This is a genomic window from Gorillibacterium timonense (assembly GCF_001457415.1).
Taxonomy (GTDB): Bacteria; Bacillota; Bacilli; order Paenibacillales; family NBRC-103111; genus Gorillibacterium; species Gorillibacterium timonense.
On record NZ_LN881724.1, the window covers coordinates 1,038,357 to 1,057,273 of the forward strand.

General features: G+C 54.7%; 15 protein-coding genes. 7 read left to right on the forward strand and 8 right to left on the reverse strand.

Features of this window, described 5'->3' with window-relative positions:
• Positions 1–76 precede the first annotated feature (76 nt).
• Together pnpS and BN2684_RS17325 are read left to right on the forward strand one after the other, a co-directional pair.
• Entirely contained in the window at positions 77–1,873 is a 1,797-nt protein-coding gene (gene pnpS, locus BN2684_RS17320; protein ID WP_058303386.1) for a two-component system histidine kinase PnpS, read from the forward strand.
• A 199-nt stretch (positions 1,874–2,072) separates the two neighbouring features.
• Complete coding sequence (locus BN2684_RS17325; RefSeq protein WP_058303387.1) at positions 2,073–2,783, forward strand: response regulator transcription factor; 711 nt, start codon at positions 2,073–2,075, stop codon at positions 2,781–2,783.
• 117 nt (positions 2,784–2,900) lie between these two features.
• On the opposite strand, the gene BN2684_RS17330 is transcribed toward BN2684_RS17325, so the two are convergent.
• A complete protein-coding gene (locus BN2684_RS17330) occupies positions 2,901–4,133 on the reverse strand; it encodes an MFS transporter (protein ID WP_058303388.1) in 1,233 nt (410 codons plus the stop codon).
• Positions 4,134–4,277: 144 nt separating this feature from the next.
• Here BN2684_RS17330 and BN2684_RS17335 point away from each other — a divergent pair, with 144 nt between their 5' ends.
• Complete coding sequence (locus BN2684_RS17335; RefSeq protein WP_058303389.1) at positions 4,278–5,171, forward strand: LysR family transcriptional regulator; 894 nt, start codon at positions 4,278–4,280, stop codon at positions 5,169–5,171.
• An 86-nt stretch (positions 5,172–5,257) separates the two neighbouring features.
• Here BN2684_RS17335 and BN2684_RS17340 read toward each other — a convergent pair whose 3' ends face one another.
• The 3 genes from BN2684_RS17340 to BN2684_RS17350 all read right to left on the reverse strand — a co-directional run bounded on the left by BN2684_RS17340 (position 5,258) and on the right by BN2684_RS17350 (position 8,300).
• Positions 5,258–6,430, reverse strand: a complete 1,173-nt coding sequence (locus BN2684_RS17340) for an Acg family FMN-binding oxidoreductase (protein WP_234340267.1) — start codon at positions 6,428–6,430, stop codon at positions 5,258–5,260.
• 35 nt (positions 6,431–6,465) lie between these two features.
• Positions 6,466–7,140, reverse strand: a complete 675-nt coding sequence (locus tag BN2684_RS17345; protein ID WP_058303391.1) for a TetR/AcrR family transcriptional regulator — start codon at positions 7,138–7,140, stop codon at positions 6,466–6,468.
• Positions 7,141–7,433: 293 nt separating this feature from the next.
• Positions 7,434–8,300 carry a helix-turn-helix domain-containing protein gene (locus tag BN2684_RS17350; RefSeq protein WP_058303392.1) on the reverse strand — a complete coding sequence of 289 codons (867 nt, stop codon included), beginning with the start codon at positions 8,298–8,300 and terminating at the stop codon, positions 7,434–7,436.
• Between the two features lie 141 nt (positions 8,301–8,441).
• Here BN2684_RS17350 and BN2684_RS17355 point away from each other — a divergent pair, with 141 nt between their 5' ends.
• From BN2684_RS17355 to BN2684_RS17370, 4 genes are all read left to right on the forward strand, one after another.
• Positions 8,442–9,530 (forward strand): Gfo/Idh/MocA family protein, encoded by a 1,089-nt coding sequence (locus BN2684_RS17355; RefSeq protein ID WP_058303393.1) that lies wholly within the window; start codon positions 8,442–8,444, stop codon positions 9,528–9,530.
• A 221-nt stretch (positions 9,531–9,751) separates the two neighbouring features.
• The gene (locus BN2684_RS17360; RefSeq protein ID WP_058303394.1) at positions 9,752–10,822 is read left to right on the forward strand and encodes an undecaprenyldiphospho-muramoylpentapeptide beta-N-acetylglucosaminyltransferase; all 1,071 of its coding nucleotides are present in this window, start codon (positions 9,752–9,754) and stop codon (positions 10,820–10,822) included.
• 31 nt (positions 10,823–10,853) lie between these two features.
• The gene (locus tag BN2684_RS17365) at positions 10,854–11,447 is read left to right on the forward strand and encodes a nitroreductase family protein (protein ID WP_058303395.1); all 594 of its coding nucleotides are present in this window, start codon (positions 10,854–10,856) and stop codon (positions 11,445–11,447) included.
• Positions 11,448–11,474: 27 nt separating this feature from the next.
• Complete coding sequence (locus BN2684_RS17370; protein WP_058303396.1) at positions 11,475–13,187, forward strand: ABC transporter ATP-binding protein; 1,713 nt, start codon at positions 11,475–11,477, stop codon at positions 13,185–13,187.
• 13 nt (positions 13,188–13,200) lie between these two features.
• Here the strand turns inward: BN2684_RS17370 and BN2684_RS17375 are convergent, their stop codons facing one another.
• The 4 genes from BN2684_RS17375 to BN2684_RS17390 are packed head-to-tail and all read right to left on the reverse strand — an operon-like array spanning position 13,201 to position 18,780.
• Positions 13,201–14,388 carry a Ger(x)C family spore germination protein gene (locus tag BN2684_RS17375; RefSeq protein WP_058303397.1) on the reverse strand — a complete coding sequence of 396 codons (1,188 nt, stop codon included), beginning with the start codon at positions 14,386–14,388 and terminating at the stop codon, positions 13,201–13,203.
• Positions 14,385–15,488: a GerAB/ArcD/ProY family transporter gene (locus BN2684_RS17380; RefSeq protein WP_058303398.1), complete on the reverse strand. Its 1,104-nt coding sequence runs from the start codon at positions 15,486–15,488 to the stop codon at positions 14,385–14,387. Before BN2684_RS17380 ends, BN2684_RS17375 begins: the two co-directional genes overlap by 4 nt.
• 3 nt (positions 15,489–15,491) lie before the next feature.
• Positions 15,492–16,985 carry a spore germination protein gene (locus BN2684_RS17385; RefSeq protein ID WP_058303399.1) on the reverse strand — a complete coding sequence of 498 codons (1,494 nt, stop codon included), beginning with the start codon at positions 16,983–16,985 and terminating at the stop codon, positions 15,492–15,494.
• A 31-nt stretch (positions 16,986–17,016) separates the two neighbouring features.
• Positions 17,017–18,780: a methyl-accepting chemotaxis protein gene (locus BN2684_RS17390; protein WP_058303400.1), complete on the reverse strand. Its 1,764-nt coding sequence runs from the start codon at positions 18,778–18,780 to the stop codon at positions 17,017–17,019.
• Positions 18,781–18,917: the final 137 nt, after the last annotated feature.

Consider the following 18,917-nt stretch of genomic DNA (forward strand, 5'->3'; position numbering starts at 1 on the left):
AATCGCAGTCCGTTATACTGGTACGAAGAGCCCTGCAGTCGAACGGGCAAGCATACGAAAAAAAGGTGGGCGCCGAATGCGTTACCGTACGAGATTGACCGTGGTGTTCCTGCTGTTGATCGGAATATCCGTGCTGACAGCCGGACTGTTCTCGGCGCAGCTGCTGCGCAACAGCTACATGTCTTCCCTGGAGACCAATATGGACCGGGAGATTCGGGTTCTCCTTGCTACCTCCGACTGGTCGCGGACCGGCAGTGAGAAGGACACGGAAGCGTATTACACCTCGATGATTCGCGAGCTTCGGGAATCGGCCGGTTCCCGCGTGACCTACATCCGGGCGGACGGCAAGGTGCTCGGAGACTCGGATCACGACATTCAGGGAATGGGCAACCATTTGGACCGGGAAGAAGTTAAGGAATCGGGTGTCGGCAAGACCGGGTATGCGGTGCGCCACAGCGAGACGCTGAATCAGAACATGATGTATGCGGCGGAAGCGGTAGCGGATTCATCGGGAAAAGTCGTCGGGTATATCCGGCTGGCTATGAGTCTTAGCGACGTCGAGGATTCGCTCCGGAGGTTTTGGCTGTTCCTGCTGGCAGGGCTCGCCGCGCTTGTCTTAATCGCGGGAGTAATCAGCTACCGGATCGCCCGGAGCATGACCCGCCCGTTGGAAAAGATCACCCGCGTCGCCCAGCAGATCACCAACCTCGATTACCGGTCCCGGGTGGAGATTCACAGCAAGGATGAGATCGGGCAGTTGGGCCTCGCCATCAACACGATGGCGGAAAGCCTGCAGACTCAGCTCGGGCGAATCGTGGAGAACGAGAGCCGCCTGCAGAGCGTGATGGACAGCATGCAGAGCGGGATCATCATGATCGACCGAGAAGAGCGGATCATGTTGCTCAACCGGAAAGCGGAGGAGTTCCTCGGCTTCACGGCGGAAGAGCTGTTGAACCATGCGTATACAGCCGCTAATCAGCAGTATGAATTTTCCCAGCTCATTCAAACCTGTTTGGCAACGGGAGAGACCCTTCGGGACGAGATGGTCTTCTACTTCCCCGAGGAACGGATCATGGAGGTCAGCTCCACTCCGGTGATGGACGGACAAGGCGGGATGGCTGCAGCCTTGGTCGTGCTGCATGACATGACGGCTGTTCGCCGCCTGGAGAAGATGCGCAGCGAATTCGTGGCGAACGTCTCTCATGAGTTGAAGACGCCAATTGCGGCGGTCAAAGGCTTTGCGGAGACTTTGCTGAACGGAGCACTTGACGACGAGGAAGCGGCACATGCTTTCGTCAAGATCATCTATGACGAAAGCGAGCGGCTGAACCGACTGATCGGCGATATCCTCGCGCTGTCCAAGATCGAATCCCGCCGGGTGCCGCTCGACTTCTCTCCGATCGATCTGAACGAGTTCCTGAAGGCCTCGCTGCGCATGGTTCAGACCGAAGCCGATAAGAAACATATCCGGCTCGATCTGCTGCCTGCCGCTCCGCTCTATCTGGAAGCGGATGAAGACCGGCTCCGGCAGATCCTGTTGAATCTGCTGTCCAACAGCATCAGCTACACGCCGGAGGGCGGTGAAATCCATGTGCGCGCCGAGCATGTGCCGGGAGCAACAGACGATCAAGACGATCGGGTGCGGATTTCGGTTACGGACACGGGAATTGGAATCCCCAAGAAGGACTTGCCGCGAATCTTTGAGCGGTTCTACCGGGTGGACAAAGCCCGTTCCCGCAGCTCAGGCGGAACCGGCCTCGGCTTGTCCATCGTCAAGCATCTGGTCGAGCTTCATCGCGGCACGATTCGTGTGGAGAGCACGGTTGGAGTCGGCTCGTCGTTTATCATCGAGCTGCCTGTCATTCACCAATGAGGAGAAATCATTCAGCTGTGCTACAATAGATCGTATATAGCGATTATTCTGCTGGAGCGAGTTGCCAATCGGGATCGACGCGAAGTGGACGATGCTAACCGCTTAAACAAGCCTTTGCGCTCTTAACAAGCGAACTCAACATGTCCACCTATGCGCGGTTCGGATTGAGGACAAGTTCTAGGGATTCGGGGGATCGATCATGACTCATGAAATTTTGGTTGTGGAGGACGAGCCAACACTATCCCGGCTTCTCACGTACAATTTGGGACAAGAAGGCTATCAGGTTCAAGCGGTCGATCATGGAGGAGAAGGCCTGCAGCTTGCCCTTCGGCATCCCTTCGACTTGATCATTCTCGATATCATGCTTCCGGGGATGAACGGATTTGAAGTGCTCAGCCAACTGCGCCGTCAGAATTGCACGACGCCGGTCATTATTTTGACCGCCCGCAACGCGGAGGAGGAAGTCGTGCAGGGCTTGAGGTACGGAGCTGATGACTATATCACGAAGCCGTTCGGGGTTGCCGAGCTGCTAGCCCGAGTGGCGGCCGTTCTCCGGCGGGTGCATCCGGACGAAGCTCCCGCAATGGGAGAGAAGGATGAGAAGGTCATTCAAGTAGGCGACCTTCGCATCTATCCGGAAAAGTACGAGGTGCATCTGCACGGTGAATCGATTCCGCTCCGGCCGAAGGAATTTGAGGTTCTGTTGTACCTGGTGCAAAGACCCGGCGTCGTCATCACCCGCGACGATCTGATGAACGTCGTATGGGGCTTTGATTACATCGGAGGACAGAGGACCGTCGACGTCCATGTCAGCTCCCTGCGCAAGAAGCTGGAGATGAATCAGGAATCCGTTCAGATCGATTCGATCCGCGGGGTCGGCTACAAGCTGATTGGTACGGTCAAGAAGTAGCTCGACATCCTGCATCACCATCTATGAGAAAAGCCGGCATCCCTTGGGGCGCCGGCTTTTCTATGAACGGTTCGTGTATGGATCGAGCAAACGATCCTATCGCTGACGTGCAGGCGATTAAGCGTGTCCGACTTTTCGGGGATTGCCCGCGACTCTCTTCGAGACCGGGAGAGTAGTTCCGCCGGAACGATAAGCGAGCAGGAAGACAATGGCGATGAGCGCACACAAGTAGTAGACGAGGCCGTTCCAGCTGTAATGGGTGAGGAAGGTGCCTCCGGACCAACCGATCAGGCTGGAGCCGGCGTAATAGAACAGCAGGTAGCAGGAAGAGGCATGTGCCTTATGCTCGCGGCTTGCGAGAATCCCCACCCAGCCGCTCGCGACGGAATGGGCGGCGAAGAAGCCGAAGGCGACGAGCGCGACGCCGATAATCTTCAACACGAGCAGGTGATTCAGCGTGAGCAGCACACCTGCGGTGAAGATGGCCATGGCGAACCCGAGAACATGAGAGCGCGGAAACCGATCGGCAAGCCGTCCGAACAGGAGGGAGCTGTAGGTGCCGGCCAGGTTGACGACGAACAGGAAGCCGAAGACGGTTTGGCTCAAGTTGTAAGGCGCATGCGTGAGGGGATAACCGATATAGTTAAGAACCGAGATGTAGATCCCCATCAGCAGGAAGCCGATGGCGAACAGCCGGAGCAAATCGCGGTTGCGCAGGTTGACGAGCATTTCCTTCGACCATACGGAGAGGGATGTTTTCTTGGCGGCAAAATTGCGGGAAGCCGGCAGATAGAGCCAAAACCAGAGGCTGCACAAGAGGCTGATGCTTCCTAACATGACGAGTGAAATCTGCCAGGAAAACAAGTCGGTGAGAGCCCCGATGACGATTCGGCCGACAAAGCCGCCGATGGAAGTTCCCGCGACATAGATGCCCATGATCTTGCCGATGGATTTTGGAGAGAATTCTTCATTGAGATAAGCCATGGCGACCGAAGGAAATCCGGCTACGCTGATGCCTTCCAGGAAACGAATGACGAGAAAGAGCTGAAAATCGTGGACGAAGGCAGAAGCGATTGCCAGGATGGAGGTGGAGAGAAGCGACACGCTCATGATCAGCTTGCGGCCCCAGCGATTCGATAGAATGGAGACGAACAACAGGCTGACGGACAAAGCCATGGTGGTCACGGAAACAGCGAGTCCGGCTGTGCCTGCGGAAATACCGTATTCCTTAGAGAAAAGACTGATGAGAGGCTGAGGGCTGTACATAATCGCAAAGCTGACGATGCTGCCTAGCAGCATGCCGATCGCTGCGCGCCGGTGAGTCCGACTGCCGATTTCCACGTAATCCATCGTTCATATCCCCTTCGAGTAACAAGCAAAAACTGGATGAGTTTGGTTTGACAAAATTCAGTATAAAACCGCTATAATGAATACGTCCAATGCATTGTTTACATGAAATCCATAACCGTAACGTTATGAATGGGGGATAAGGACATGGAGTGGCAGCAGCTTGAATATTTTCAAACCGTTGCTCGTATGCAGCATATGACGATGGCAGCGGAAGCTTTGTCCGTATCTCAGCCCGCGCTCAGCCGCTCCATCGCCCGGTTAGAAAAGGAGCTGGGCGTGCCGCTCTTTGAGCGCAGCGGCCGTTCGATCGCCTTGAGCCGATACGGGAAGCTCTTCTTGGAGCGGGTCAACCGCATTCTGCGAGAGTATCAAGAGGGGAGGAAGGAGCTGGAGGACCTGCTCCACCCGGATCACGGGGAGGTGTCCCTCGGATTCCTGCATACTCTCGGCTACGAGCACATTCCTTGGCTCATCGCGGAATTTCAGCAGAAGAATCCGAATATCCAGTTTCAGCTTCACGAGCACAGCACGCCTCGGCTTCTACAGCAGTTGGAGGCCGGAGATATCGATTTGTGTATGGCATCCCCTCGCGAGACGGCCTTGCGCGTTCAATGGGAGAATCTATGGTATGACGAGCTCTGCGTCATCGTTCCCAAGCAGCATCGCTTGGCGGATTCCGGGAGCATTCTGCTGAATGAGATCCGCGACGAACCGTTCATTCCGTTCAAGAAAGGCTTTGGCATGCGCCACATTACGGATGAGTTATGCCGGATAGCAGGGTTTGAGCCGACGATTGCCTTTCAGGGTGATGAAGTGACGACCATCGAAGGCTTTGTCGCGGCCGGACTCGGAGTGGCGATCGTCCCCAATCAGAAGAGCCTGAATCGGGATGCGGTAGCGGTTCTCTCGGTCCGCGCCCCGATCTGCCGCCGCTTGATCGGAATGGCGTGGGTCGAGGGCCGGTACCTCTCTCCGGCCGCGCAGAAGTTCCGCCAGTTTATGATTGAGAGATTCCGGGAAAGGTCTGCGCGCGGGTAATCAGTAGCGGTTCGCAATTCTTTCGAAGGACACAAGCAGTCATCGGTTATGGTCCTCGTTACATTCGAAGGAAACAAGCGGTCTTGTTAGGGAAGAAGAAGGTCGCTTACGTCGCGCCGCATGCTCCGGGGAACTTCGCCCGTTGGAACACCGACCCGGATCAGCATCTGGATCGTTCCGCCATGCTGGGCATACTCCGCGTGGAATTTCTCGCGTAACTTGGCCATTTCCTCGTATTCCTCCAGCACTTGGCTCATGGGCTGAACGGCGAGGCCCAGGGATTCCGCCGTCAGCGCCCATCTGGCGTACAGCATACCGCTTTGAATCTGGCTGATGCGGTCATTGGCGGCACTTTCGATCAGCGCGTAGGCGGGAGTGTGCTCCGCAGATTCATTGGCGGACTTCACGTATCGCTCTTCCGCCCCTTTCCCGCTGTTCATACCGGGGAAGAGGGTTACCAGGCCCTGCAACACATGCTTCAGGATACCGGTTGTGCCTTGTCCCTCCACGGAGAAGCCATACCGGTATTTGTTCTTTTGCCGTTCGTTTGCGCGGAAGAGGGCGGCCGATTCGGCCATGACTCGCTCGTTAGCCGCTTCGACGGCAGCGGCATCCTGAGCATACTGGCTGATGGCATTCACTTGAAGGGCATCTCGGACAAGCGTTACATGGAGCCCTTGAGCTTCCGATTCCACTTGGCTAAGCTGCTTGGCTTGCTCATCAGAGAGAGGCTGAGCCTTATAAGGAAGCCGGTTCGTGTCCGGTTGAAAAAGCAGGGGATAAAGCGGGCTATCAGCAGGAGCTGTCTTGGTAAGAGTCACTCGTGCGGCGGGCTTGGCTGCCATACTGGCGTCCAGTGCGTTCTCCTCATAGGCTCCGTCCGGCATAAACTCGATGCGGCTCGCGTAACCGAGCTGCTCCCCTGCGATTCTCGCATATTCCAAAAAAGCTCCAACTGTGATCATCATTTGACGGGAGGCCGGATCCGCCTCCTTCGTCATTCGGGCGGGATCGGCAAACAGCTCGTAGACGAGCGGATTATCCGGATCAAGCTTGAGCTTCCAAGGCTGCATGTTGTGATTATTGGGCGCTAGCAGAGCTTGAGCGGCGATGTGCAGCCTTGGATCCGGATAAGCATCCGCATAAGTCTTCTTCCAGGGCTCCAGGTAACGAGGCTCCTGCCAGATGCCGCTTGCCGTGAACAGGACGGCGACACACAGAACGAACAAGCCGAGCAAGCAGGCTGCAGCGACTCCCATAATTTTTCGCCAACTCCTTTTCTTCCACCTTCGTGTCATGCTTGATCAGCTCCTCTTGCGGGCAGGAGAGCATCCGTGAGCAGACGGCAGGCTTCCTCCACGAAATCCTCCGGCGTAAGGCTGTAATAGTGTCGAAGGTAATTTCCTTTGCGAGATGCTGTACTGAGCACGCCGAACAGGGAAGACCAGAGAAGAAGAGAGGCGGTGGGAACGTGCAGATCGGAGCGGAGCTGCTTCTCGCGGACGCCTCGTTCGAGCGTATCCTGCACCCGGACAAGAGCCGTTTCTCCTAAGGCGTACAGATCTTCCCGCGGCTTATCGGTACCTTCTCCTGCAAAATCCCTCTCACCGGTTTCGTACTCGACAATGGCCTGGAAATCAAACGGATATTCCGTGCTGAAGCGGTATAGGGTCCGGGCGATATGACGAAGCTCCATAAGCGCATCGAACGAATTTTCTGCCACGGGCGTCACTTCCTGAGAGAGAAGGCCGAGCATCCGGCGATACCCCCGAATCATCAGCTCGAGATAGATCTGCTCTTTGCTTGAGTAATAGACGTATACGGTGCGTTTGCTGTATTCCGCTTCTCGAGACACGTCGTCCATCGTCGCATTCGTATACCCTTTGCGTGCAAACACCATTCCCGCCGCATCCAATATCGCCGTGCGGCGAATCTCCCGTTCCGATTCCTTGCGATCCTTCGTTCCCACACAGACACTCCTTTCAAAGTAAACTGATTGTGCATGAAAGTAAACTATTAGTATACTCCATTTTTAAGCCAGATCGGGCTTGCTGTCAATACACAAATGAACTTTCGCCCTGTCACATAACCAAATGCCAAAAAGCCCCCGCAGCAGCTCGATCACGAGCCGTTCAGGAGGCTTTTAATACGCTGTCAGCCCTAATCGTGTGGATTGAAGCGGCAATTGGTAGAGGAGGTTGTGCGGAGACCACGGTTTTTAAGCTGACAGCGTACTAGGACTCTATTCAGCTCGCTGCCGAGTTATCTCGACCATTCGAGCATTTTCTTGCGGTACTCGTTCGGAGAGCAGCCGTTATACTTTTTGAACAACTTGTAGAAGTGGGCCATATTGGGCATGCCGATCGTTTCGCCAACTTCCGCGATGCTCATATCCTTCGTCAGCAGGTAGCGTTCGGCCCGCTTGATCTTTTTGAAATTCACATATTCCAGGAAGGACATGCCGAGCACTTTCTTAAAGTATTTGACGAAATAGTAATAGCTGATGTTAGCGATGCGGCTTGCTTCCTCGACATGAATCTTATCCTCGATGTGCTCCTCAATATAGGTAAGGACTGGCTTCAGGCGAAGAACTTCGGCGCTATCGGGATGATTCAGCAGCTTGCGGGTATCGTTGCGCAGGATCGTCAGCAAAATTTTCTTGATCAAGAGACTGACGGCGATCTCGTAGCCGGACTCCTTATGCTGAGATTCGTGATGAATCTCCCGCACGCAGGCCTGGACGATCTCTCGGGCTTCCGCGTTCTCTTGAAAGATATAATTCAGGCGGCTGAACGGAAAGTCTTCCTCCAGGAAAAAGCGGTGATAGGGCAGGATACTCGGCTCCATGTAATATTGCATGTCGAACTGGAAAACATAATAGCGGGATTCCTCCGTAAGCACGCGATCGCGGTGAAGCTGAGAGGAACCGATGACGAGGATGTCCCCATCTGTCATATGATAAAAGCCTTCCTCGGTATGGATTTCAAACTCTCCCTTCACTACGAAGAGGATCTCCATTTCCTTATGATAATGCCAATTGCCGAGAGTGCTGATCCCTCGGTCTGCTTCGAAGATTTTCATACAGAGAAACGGATTCTCGTATTGAATGTTCTCCTTTGTGATTTCCATACGGACCCCCGGATGCCAAAATTACATAGAAGATCGACCAGATCAAACATTTCGTTTTAGAAAAGCGCTTGCTATACTTTATTGTAGTATGAACGGCTGATAATTTAAAGCTGTTTTTCACTCAAAGGAGGACATTATTCCATGTCGAAGAAATTGCGTGTCGCCATCGTCGGCTGCGGTGGAATCGCGAACGGAAAGCATCTGCCGAGTTTGTCCAAATTGACGGAAACCGTCGAACTGGTAGCTTTTTGCGATATCGTTGTGGAGCGCGCCGAAAAGGCGAAAGAACAATACGGCACCCCGGATGCCATCGTCTATACCGATTACAAAGAACTGCTGAAGGACGCAACCCTCGATGTCGTTCATGTCTGTACCCCGAACGATTCCCATGCTCCGATCACCATCGCCGCTCTGGAAGCAGACAAGCATGTCATGTGCGAAAAACCGATGGCCAAGACGGCTGCGGACGCCCGCCTCATGCTCGAAGCAGTTAAGCGCACCGGCAAGAAGCTGACCATCGGCTACAACAACCGCTTCCGTCCGGACAGCCTGCACCTCAAGAAGGTATCCGAATCCGGCAAGCTTGGTGAAGTGTATTATGCGAAAGCGCATGCAATCCGCCGCCGTGCGGTTCCGACTTGGGGGGTGTTCCTCGACGAGGAAAAGCAAGGCGGAGGACCGCTCATCGATATCGGAACGCATGCTCTTGACCTCACGCTGTGGACGATGAACAACTACAAGCCGGTTGCTGTGCTCGGCTCCGTGTTCCACAAGCTGTCCGGCCGCGAGAATGCCGCCAATGCCTTCGGGCCTTGGGATCCGAAGCAATTCACCGTTGAGGATTCCGCCTTTGGCATGATCACCTTTGAGAATGGTGCAAGCGTCGTCTTGGAAGCCTCCTGGGCTCTTAACACCCTCGATGTCAAAGAAGCGCGCGTAACCCTGTGCGGCACCGAGGGCGGCGCCGATATGGAAGACGGCCTCCGTCTGAACGGTGAAGAGTTCGGCCGTCTGTGGGAAACCAAGGTCGATACCAAAGCGGGAGGCGTCGCCTTCTACTCGGGCCAAGCGGAGTCTGATGCCGATCTGGAAGCGCGTCTGTGGACGGAAGCGATCCTCGAAGACAAGGACCCGGTTGTTCTGCCGGAGCAAGCGCTTGTTGTCTCCGAGATTCTCGAAGCGATCTACGAGTCCGCCAAGACAGGCAAGACCGTTTATCTGAATCAATAAGAAGCTGATCCTTCGGGCGATTGACCGATTGCGACTGTTCCATCCCATTGTATGGGGGATGGAACAGTCCTTTTTTTGATTTTTCGGCATCTCGGCTGCAAAAGCCAAACCGCCGGAAGCCGATTTATGTTAAAATCACAGAAGTGCGATCCTTTTGGTTCCCCTTATAGGGCCAAAGGCGATCGACCATTTTTGCGCTTCCTAAAAGAGGGATAGTCGTTATGAAGGATCGGATTGTATTTACCGGTGGCGGATCGGCAGGCCATGTCTCCGTCAACCTTGCCCTCATCCCCCATTTTCTTCGGGAGGGATGGGAGGTTCACTACATCGGCTCTCACACCGGAATTGAAAAAGACTTGATCGCTCGGCTCCCGGAGGTCCATTACCACCCGATCTCGACGGGAAAGCTTCGCCGATACCGCTCGATGGAAAATGTGAAGGACCCCTTTCGCACCTTGAAAGGGATCGGGCAGGCTTATCATCTCATTCGGAGAATCAAACCCGCGGTCATCTTCTCCAAAGGCGGCTTTGTTTCCGTACCCGTCGTCATTGCTGGCCGGTTGAAGGGGGTGCCTGTCGTCATTCATGAATCCGATTTGACGCCGGGGCTCGCCAACCGCATCTCGATCCCGTTCGCGAACCGGGTCTGTACGACCTTTCCCGAGACGCTTGAGCAGCTACCGGCAGCCAAAAGCCGATGCGTCGGCGCGATCGTGCGGCCCGAATTGTTGAAAGGACGGATCGAACGGGGCTATCGGTTCAGCGGTCTTGAACCGGGGCTTCCCGTGCTGCTGATCATGGGAGGAAGTCTCGGCGCGAAGAAAATCAATGATGCGGTTCGAGGAGCGCTGACTCCGCTGTTGTCCGGCTTTCAGATCGTCCACCTCACCGGAAAGGGGCAAGTGGACCATTCGCTTCACCGGTACGGATACGTTCAATTCGAATATGTGAACGAGGAGCTGCCCGATCTGCTGGCGATGGCCGATCTTGTGGTGTCGCGCGCTGGCTCGAATTCCATCTTTGAATTTCTGGCGCTGCGCAAGCCGATGGTTCTGATCCCGCTGCCAAAAGGGGCAAGCCGGGGAGATCAGATTCTGAACGCGCAGTCGTTTGAGAAGTCCGGCTATGCGTCCGTTCTTCCCGAAGAGGACCTGACTCCCGAAGCTCTGCAAGCCCGAGTGGAGTCGGTGTGGAACGAGCGGGATACTTATCGGGCAAACATGGAAAGCTATCATGCGGATTCCGCGCTGGATCAAGTGCGGGAGCTCATCATGGAAGCGGCTCATAAATAGAAGCCAGCGAAAGCGAAAGGATGCGAGGGAGATGGAACTCTTTGAAGCGATCCGCGGCCGAAGAAGCATCGGGAAATTTGCCGCCGAACTTCCGGTTTCGCGTGAACAGATCGAACGGCTTCTGGAAGCGGCCAATTGGGCGCCGAGTCACCATGCGACTGAGCCGTGGCGCTTTACGGTATTGACCGGTGGCGGAAGGCAACTGCTCAGCGATGCTTATGCCGCAATCGCGGAGGAGGAAGCGAAACGGACCGGGCAGACGGAGAATCTGGAGGAACTGCGCCGCAAGCAGGCGGCCAAGGCGTTCCGGGCTCCCGTCGTGATTGCGGTTTCGGTCTCTCCCTCCGCGGACCCGCACGTTCAGAGGGCGGAAGAGTTTGCTGCGGCGCATGCAGCAGTTCAAAACCTTTTGCTCGCGGCCCATGCGCTCGGTCTCGGAGCCATTTGGCGCAGCGGAGCTCCGATGGTTCATCCGAGGATGAAAGCCGCTTTTGAGCTGTCCGAAACGGAAGAACTCGTCGCCCTCGTGTACATCGGTGCGCCGGATCGCGAAGCGCCGACCGGACGCCGCCGCCCTGTCAGCGAGAAGATCCGCTGGCTGGACGAGGCGCCTGGACCGAACTGAAAATGATACAGAGAGAGCGTGATAGGAGTGCTTCGCCGTTTTTTTACGTATTACCGGCCTTACAAAGGGCTGTTTGCTTTGGATTTTTCCTGTGCGGTGATCGCCGGGCTGCTTGAGCTGGCTTTTCCGATCGCCGTCAACGAATTTGTGGACAAGCTGCTTCCGAGCGGCGATTGGTCGCTCATTTTGATCGCGTGCTTGGCTTTGCTCGGGGTTTACCTGTTGAATACGGTCTTGCAGTTCATCGTGACTTACTGGGGTCACATGTTAGGCGTCAACATCGAAACGGACATGCGCAAGAAGCTGTTCGAGCAGATTCAACGGCTGTCCTTCCGCTATTTTGACAACACCAAAACAGGGCATTTGATCGGGCGGATTACGAATGATCTGAACGATATCGGAGAGATGGCCCATCACGGGCCGGAGGATGTCTTCATCGCGATCATGACGCTGATCGGCTCCTTCATTCTGATGTTCTCGATCCATCCGACCTTGACCTTGCTCACCTTTCTCGTGATTCCAGTCATGGTATGGGTTGCCTATCACTTCAGCCGCAAAATGACCGGCACCTTCCGCAGCTTGTTCAACAAGGTCGGCGATTTCAATGCTCGCGTCGAGGATAATATCGGCGGCATTCGAGTCGTTCAGGCATTCGCCAATGAAGAACATGAGAAAAAGCTGTTCGCGGTGAACAATGGCCAATACCGGTTGACGAAGCTGCTCGCCTACAAAATCATGGCGAAGAGCTCCTCCATCACCTATATGATGATGCGTCTGGTCTCCATGTTCGTGATGATTGCCGGAACCTGGTTCGTTCTCCAGGGTGAGCTTACCAACGGCCAGTTCGTCGGATTCCTTCTGTTGACCAATGTCTTCTTCCGACCGATCGAGAAGATCAACAACGTCATTGAAAGCTACCCGAAGGGGATAGCAGGATTTAAACGTTACCTGGAAGTGCTCGATACCGAACCGGATGTAGCTGACGCTCCCGATGCGAGGGAGGCGTCCGAACTGAAGGGCGACATTCGATATGAAGCGGTTTCCTTCGGATACGAAGAGGACAAAAAGACGCTTCACAACATCCATCTGTCCATCCGTGCCGGTGAAACCGTTGCGTTCGTAGGGCCGTCAGGCGCGGGCAAGACCACCCTGTGCAGCCTGCTTCCGCGTTTCTACGATGTGACGGACGGAAGCATTACCATCGACGGTGTGGACATCCGCAGGTATTCCCTGCATTCTCTTCGCAGGCAGATCGGGGTTGTGCAGCAGGATGTGTTCCTCTTCTCCGGCACCATCCGCGAGAACATCGCTTACGGCAAGCTGGACGCTTCGGAGGAGGAGATCTGGCAAGCGGCGGGAAGAGCCAAGCTGGCCGAGATGATCCGCCAGCTTCCGGAAGGGATGAACACGGTGATCGGAGAGCGGGGAGTGAAGTTGTCCGGAGGCCAGAAACAGCGGCTCGCCATCGCCCGCATGTTCCTGAAGAACCCGCCGATCTTGATTTTGGATGAGGCGACTTCAGCGCTAGATACTGAGACGGAAGCCGCCATCCAACAGTCTCTCAGCGAGCTGGCGGTCGGACGGACGACGCTTGTCATTGCCCACCGGCTCGCGACGATCAAGAATGCGGACCGGATCGTGGTGGTCACCGAAGACGGGATCGCGGAGGAAGGCTCTCATGAAGAGTTGGTGACAGCCGGAGGGATTTACTCCAGGCTGCACACCGCTCAATACGGGTGAACCTTCCGGGTTTTTAGGGACGACTGTACATCCCGGTCCTCAAGATGTGGCTCTCCGCCTTGGCGGTGATCTCCACCTTCGGGAACTGCTCGGACCAACGATCCTTTACTTTATTCCATTCCTTCGGATATTTGCGATGAAACATTTGGGCGACCTGCAGGACATCGATGTTGCTCTTCTGCAGGTCTTCCATCGTTTCTTCGATATCGCGGACAATCAACCGATTGTTTCCCTGTTCGACCATGCGGATTGCCTCAGGAGTGGATATCTTTAGATCAGATGAATTTTGGATAACATACAGCTGGGCGTTCACGGAGATTTCTAACTTCCATACCCCTTTTTCAATCTTCGGCTTGAAGCTCGACTTGCTTCTTACGACTTGCAAGTTGACGTTTTCCCCTTCTTTTTCGCCTTCCGCTGCTCCTTCTCCAATGGGAACCGACAGCTTGATCCAGCGGCTGTGGTCTTCCGCCCAAAGCATGCCCCGTGTTTTATTCGAATTTAAATAGCCTTTCATCCTACCATCCTGCAGTAAAGCGCAACCCCGCAGCGTTTTGATATTCTCGGAGCCGATATTGTTCATCCCCACCTTCACATAGGGCAGAGCGATCGCATGGGATTCCCCGAGAATGCCCTCCGCGAGATCCTTCAAATTACGGTCGATGCCGTACTGCTGTTCAATAAGAAACATAAGGCTGATGGAGGAGCTGATTTCAACCGCAGGCTTTACGCCAAGCAGCTTCTTAGCTGTGCCCTCGCAGACGAGAACCCGCGTTCTCTCGCGCGTCTGGGAATAGCGTAGAAAGAAATCCATATCATTCTTGAGTCCCCGTTCCGCCGCTTTTTCGCCGAAGATGACCGTCTTGTTATGTCCCCAAAAGAGAGTTCGGGGAAGCTTCCGCTGCAGATTGTGAACCGCATCGAACAATGTTTTCCCCGAGGCGCTGAGCACAAGCGTCTGTCCTGGAGAGGCTTCCGCTAGCTTTCCCTCACTTCCGCCACCGCCTCCTCCTGAGCTTTTGCCGGCTGAATTAAAGAACTGGGCGGTCAGCTCGATTTTGCCGTCCGGCAAACTGTCGATTCCTGCTCCGAGCACGATCAGGATGTTATTGACCTCCTTCCGATTCCAACAGCCGCTCAGTCCCATTGCCAGAATGGCCGCGAGGAGGACAAGAAGAATGCGGATCAAACGCCCGTTCATGAAGCAGTCGCTCCTTTGGAGGAATGACGAAAACGGATGGAGGCCAACGCCCATAATAGCAAGGGGATGATCAGCAGAAACAACAGAAAGAGGGCCGGTGCGGCCATGTTCAGGAATAAAGATAAGGTTTCCTGATTAGGTACCATCACAACCCCGGTTACCAGGATAATTCCTCCGATCGGCACGACAAGCGGCCGATAATCCGGCATTTGGATCCATTGAGCGATATTGCTCACCGAGATGTAATAGAATACCGACAGCTTCACGATCAGGGTGGCTACCCAGATGACCATCGCGGCAGCCTCCAGGTGCTCGAAGAAGTTGGCATAGCTGATAAATCTCACCGCAACAAGAAACGGGTAGCTGAGGTTTTGCGTGAGAATGCCGAACAAGAGTAGAGCGGTCGAGTTTACTGTAACAAGCGTAGCGATCACCAGCAGCACCGCTCGGGTCATGGCCTTCACCGGCTTAGCTCCGACCGGTAAAAACGGCATGAAGTAGGCAACCAGCGAAAATTCGGACATCCAGCCCTGAGCTACATAAGAGCCCTTCAAGGAGGGGACGATCCCGAACTCAAGAAAGGGCAAAGCGTTTCTTGGCTCCAGCACGGGATACAAAAGAACCATTGTAAACACGATCAATGCCATGAAGGGCATGACGAATAGCACCGAAATCCGAGCGAGGACCTCGATTCCCTTGTGAACCGCATAAGCACAGACGGCGAGAACGGAGCCCATTACAGCAAGGATCGGGGTTTGATCCAGGAAAGGGCCCATAATAAATTCGGAGTATTCTCTCAAGACCAAGGCGGCCATGAAGATGTGCAGCAGGACGTAGAGGAAGCCGAGAGCCTTTCCCGGAATCTTGCCCAGCAGCTTCGGGAAATATTGAATCGGAGTATCTCCCGGATAATACTGGTGCAGCCGATAAGCGACCCAAAAGGCGAGAAGCCCGACCGGCAGAGACCAAAGCGGGGTGAACCACATATCCGTTCTCGCCACAATGGACGTATTAGCGGGCACGACTAGTATAGCGGTGGTGATGATCGTGAGGTACATGAGCAGCATGAGCTGCATGACGGACAGTTTGCTCTTTACCACCGATTAGCTCTCCTTTCCTCCCGAGCCGCTGTTTCCCTTCGATGACGGCCCTTGAGGATATCCGGGTATATTCTCTGAGTAGGAACTCATGAACGGACGGTTTTCCAGTTGTCGAAAAGGTGCTCGAATGAGTGTGTCTTTCACTTCACTCGCCCGCTGCAAGCTGAAATAGGGCACTCCGAAGGAGGTAAGCCCGGCCATATGAATGATCACCGTGACAAAACTGAGGACGAACCCGACTAGCCCGAGCATCCCCGAGATGATCATGATCGGGAACCTTAGCATACGCAGCGGGATGCTGATCGCGTAATGCGGCACCATGAAGGAAGCGATCCCGGTGATCGCAACAACCATCACCATCGGGGGGGAAACGAGGCCTGCGGAGATGGCCGCCTGCCCAATGACAAGTGCTCCGACAATGCTAACGGCGGAGCCGATCTGCTTGGGCAGGCGCAAACCGGCCTCCCTCAGTGCTTCAAACATAAGCTCCATCAGCAATGTCTCGACCAAGACGGGAAAGGGGACCTGCTCTCGTGTATTGGCGATGGTGAGGAGCAGGTTGGTCGGAATCATTTCCTGATGGTAGGTGACGATGGCGACATAGGCGGCCGGTAGCAGCAGCGCGATGATCAGGTAGAGGTAACGCAGTAACCGGGTGATCGAGCCCTTCCAGGCATTGTCATAATCCTCGGGCGACTGGATGAAGCTGAAGAAATTACCCGGAGCGATAAGAACAAAGGGGGTTCCCTCCGTAAAGATTGCAACTCTCCCTTCCAGAAGTTGGGAGGTGACGACGTCGGGTCGTTCCGTCGAGAGCAGTTGGGGAAAAGGAGAGTAGGGATTGTCTTGAATCAACTCCTCCAGCATACCGCTCTCCAGGATCGAGTCACGACGAACGGCCTCCAACCGCCTCATGACTTCATCGAGAAGCTCGGGAGAGGCCATATTCTGCAGATAGGCGACCGTAAGCGGTGTATCGGAGATGAGACCGGTCGAGACGGTCTTGGTCTTCAAATCCGGCGTCCGCAAGCGGCGGCGCAGAATGGATAGATTCGTTGCCATCGTCTCATTGAAGGATTCGTGAGGACCGCGAACGACATTTTCTCCGGATGGCTGTTCGATGGAGCGCTGATTCCAGGTTGCGAGGCCGAGCGCGAAGGCATGAGGCAGCTTATCCACCAGCAGAACGGGATTGCCACTCAAAATGTGATGGACCGCTTCGTCCCGTTTCGTAATGATCTGGACTTTGCCGATGGGAAGAACCTTTTCGAGATGGCCAGGGGAAAGCGCATGGTCCCGGGTGATCTTCTGAAGGGGGATCAATACTCCGCGCTCCACCCGCTGCATGTCACACATGTTCTCGACATAGATCAGCTCGGCTTCAAGCGAGTTTTCAATCAGGAGCCGATGAAAAACAATATCGGAGCTGCCCGTAAACAGGGCTTCCAGGGTTTGCACGCTGACTGATATGTCGTTGGAAAGTTCGGATGTATCCATATGTCCTCCAGAGATGCAGGGAATGATTGTCTTATTGTGTGCATTCCTTGGAATCTTTATGAAGATCTTCCACCTGGAACCTTCCGATTTCACGGCGAAGCTCGCTCGCGAGGTCGTGAAGCTCCTCGGCTTGCCCGGCCACCTGCAAGACCGCTTCATTCTGACGGACGACCACGGCGTTCGTCTCTTCGGCTCCCGCCGCCGTCTGTTCCGCCGCTGCTGCGGTATCTTCCACGATACCAGACATGAGAATGGTCTCCTGCTCCGCACTCTGAACCTGCTTCCGAATTTGTCGAATCATCCCGCTGATCTCCGCCACTTCGTTTCCAATGGAGAGGAAATCGCGGATGGCCTCTTCGGCCCGGTTGTTTTGCGAGTGCAGGCGGTCTCTCGCTTGCAGCAGGTTGATCTCGGTTTGTTCGGTTTGACGAAGCAATCCCTCCGCAAGCTCTGCGATATGGCTCGCAGATTGGCTTGTCTCTACGGACAGCTTGCGCACTTCGTCCGCAATGACGAGAAAGCCTTTGCCGTGCTCGCCGGCGCGCGCCGCTTCAATGGCCGCATTCAAGGACAGGATTTGCGTTTGCTTGGCGATCTCTCCGATGAACCGAATCATCTCTCCGATCCGACCGGACCCAGCGGATAGCTCTTTCATGGAAGTGACGGCCGTACGGATAGAAGCATCGGACTGCTGCGAAGCCACCTGCAGCGATCGGGATGCTTCCCCGGATTGCTCTGTAACCTGCTCGGCCCGAGTGCCTGCCCGTTCCATGATCTCCGTCGCTTCTCCGATCCGATGCATGTCCTTCTTCAGCTCAGAGATGGCGCGGACGATGCTTTCCGCTCCAGCCGCTTGTTTACCTGCCGCTTCGGCGATCCCGGAGATGTTCTGAGCCATCTCCTCACTTTCCGAGGCAGTGATCTGTGAAAACTGCTTGAGCTCATAGGAGTAGCCCGTCAGCTTGTTGGAGATCCGATTCGAAGACAACACCATCTCCTTCATCTGAAGGGTCATCGAATCGAAGCTTCCGCTTAAACGTCCCAGCTCGTTCTTGGCTTTGGATTCAATGAGATGATTCAGATCGCCGTCCGCCACAGATTTCACAGCCAGCTCCAATCTTCGGACAGGCCGTATAAAGGAACGGATGAGCAGGAAGGCTATCAAAATCGAAACAAGAGCTGTAAGAACGGGAGCCGCTGCCATGACTTCAGCCGTCGTGCCCATCCGCTTCTCCGATTCAGCGATTGCGGTCTTCTCGGCCGAAGTATATTCCGCATAATAAGCATCTACGTATTCGAACACAGCATCCCGGGCTTCCTGCGATTCGGAGTAGACCATCTGCAAATTGCGAGCGATGTCGCTTTCTTGCATGCCGCTTTCTTTTACGACGAAGAGGGCTCTGTCGAACGTATCGATGAAGGTGTCGACAGATGAGTTGAATTTGCCTCGCCTTTTACGGCCGTCCTCCGACTCCGCCGATGTGCCGATCCGCTTGACAAGGGCATCGAGCTCCGGTCTTTTTTCATTAAAGGCATCCGCATACTGTTCTTCTCTGGACAGCATGTACCCGGAAGAGAGATCCTTCATCTGCTGAATCAGAACCTTGACCTCCAAGGCGGATTGCTTGAGTGCAGTCTTGTCGGCCCGTTCTTCGTAATAGCCGTTAGCCGTTCTCACTTGAATGAGGGTGAAGGTGGATGAAGCGCAAAAAATGACGATGACTGCAAAAAAACCGAGTGCGTACCGTACCATTAGTGAATGGCGTAACTTGCCGAACCGTGCGGACAGCTTCAAGGGAATCTCCTCCGTGTGGATAATAACCGCTAGAAATCATTGGCAACCTTGCTCTCAGTATAAGGAGGGAGAATTAATGCAAGTTGCGCTTCTTGTAAAGATTGTGTAAACGCAATAGCCGCTGCAAAATTTACATT

Excerpts from the sequence above, each read along its gene's own strand:
- BN2684_RS17355 (WP_058303393.1), top strand. The coding sequence starts at position 8,442 with ATGTCGAAGAAATTGCGTGTCGCCATCGTCGGCTGCGGTGGAATCGCG.
- BN2684_RS17340 (WP_234340267.1), bottom strand. The coding sequence starts at position 6,430 with ATGGGAGTCGCTGCAGCCTGCTTGCTCGGCTTGTTCGTTCTGTGTGTC.
- BN2684_RS17385 (WP_058303399.1), bottom strand. The coding sequence starts at position 16,985 with ATGGATACATCCGAACTTTCCAACGACATATCAGTCAGCGTGCAAACC.
- BN2684_RS17335 (WP_058303389.1), top strand. The coding sequence starts at position 4,278 with ATGGAGTGGCAGCAGCTTGAATATTTTCAAACCGTTGCTCGTATGCAG.
- BN2684_RS17365 (WP_058303395.1), top strand. The coding sequence starts at position 10,854 with ATGGAACTCTTTGAAGCGATCCGCGGCCGAAGAAGCATCGGGAAATTT.
- pnpS (WP_058303386.1), top strand. The coding sequence starts at position 77 with ATGCGTTACCGTACGAGATTGACCGTGGTGTTCCTGCTGTTGATCGGA.
- BN2684_RS17330 (WP_058303388.1), bottom strand. The coding sequence starts at position 4,133 with ATGGATTACGTGGAAATCGGCAGTCGGACTCACCGGCGCGCAGCGATC.
- BN2684_RS17325 (WP_058303387.1), top strand. The coding sequence starts at position 2,073 with ATGACTCATGAAATTTTGGTTGTGGAGGACGAGCCAACACTATCCCGG.
- BN2684_RS17360 (WP_058303394.1), top strand. The coding sequence starts at position 9,752 with ATGAAGGATCGGATTGTATTTACCGGTGGCGGATCGGCAGGCCATGTC.
- BN2684_RS17350 (WP_058303392.1), bottom strand. The coding sequence starts at position 8,300 with ATGGAAATCACAAAGGAGAACATTCAATACGAGAATCCGTTTCTCTGT.
- BN2684_RS17375 (WP_058303397.1), bottom strand. The coding sequence starts at position 14,388 with ATGAACGGGCGTTTGATCCGCATTCTTCTTGTCCTCCTCGCGGCCATT.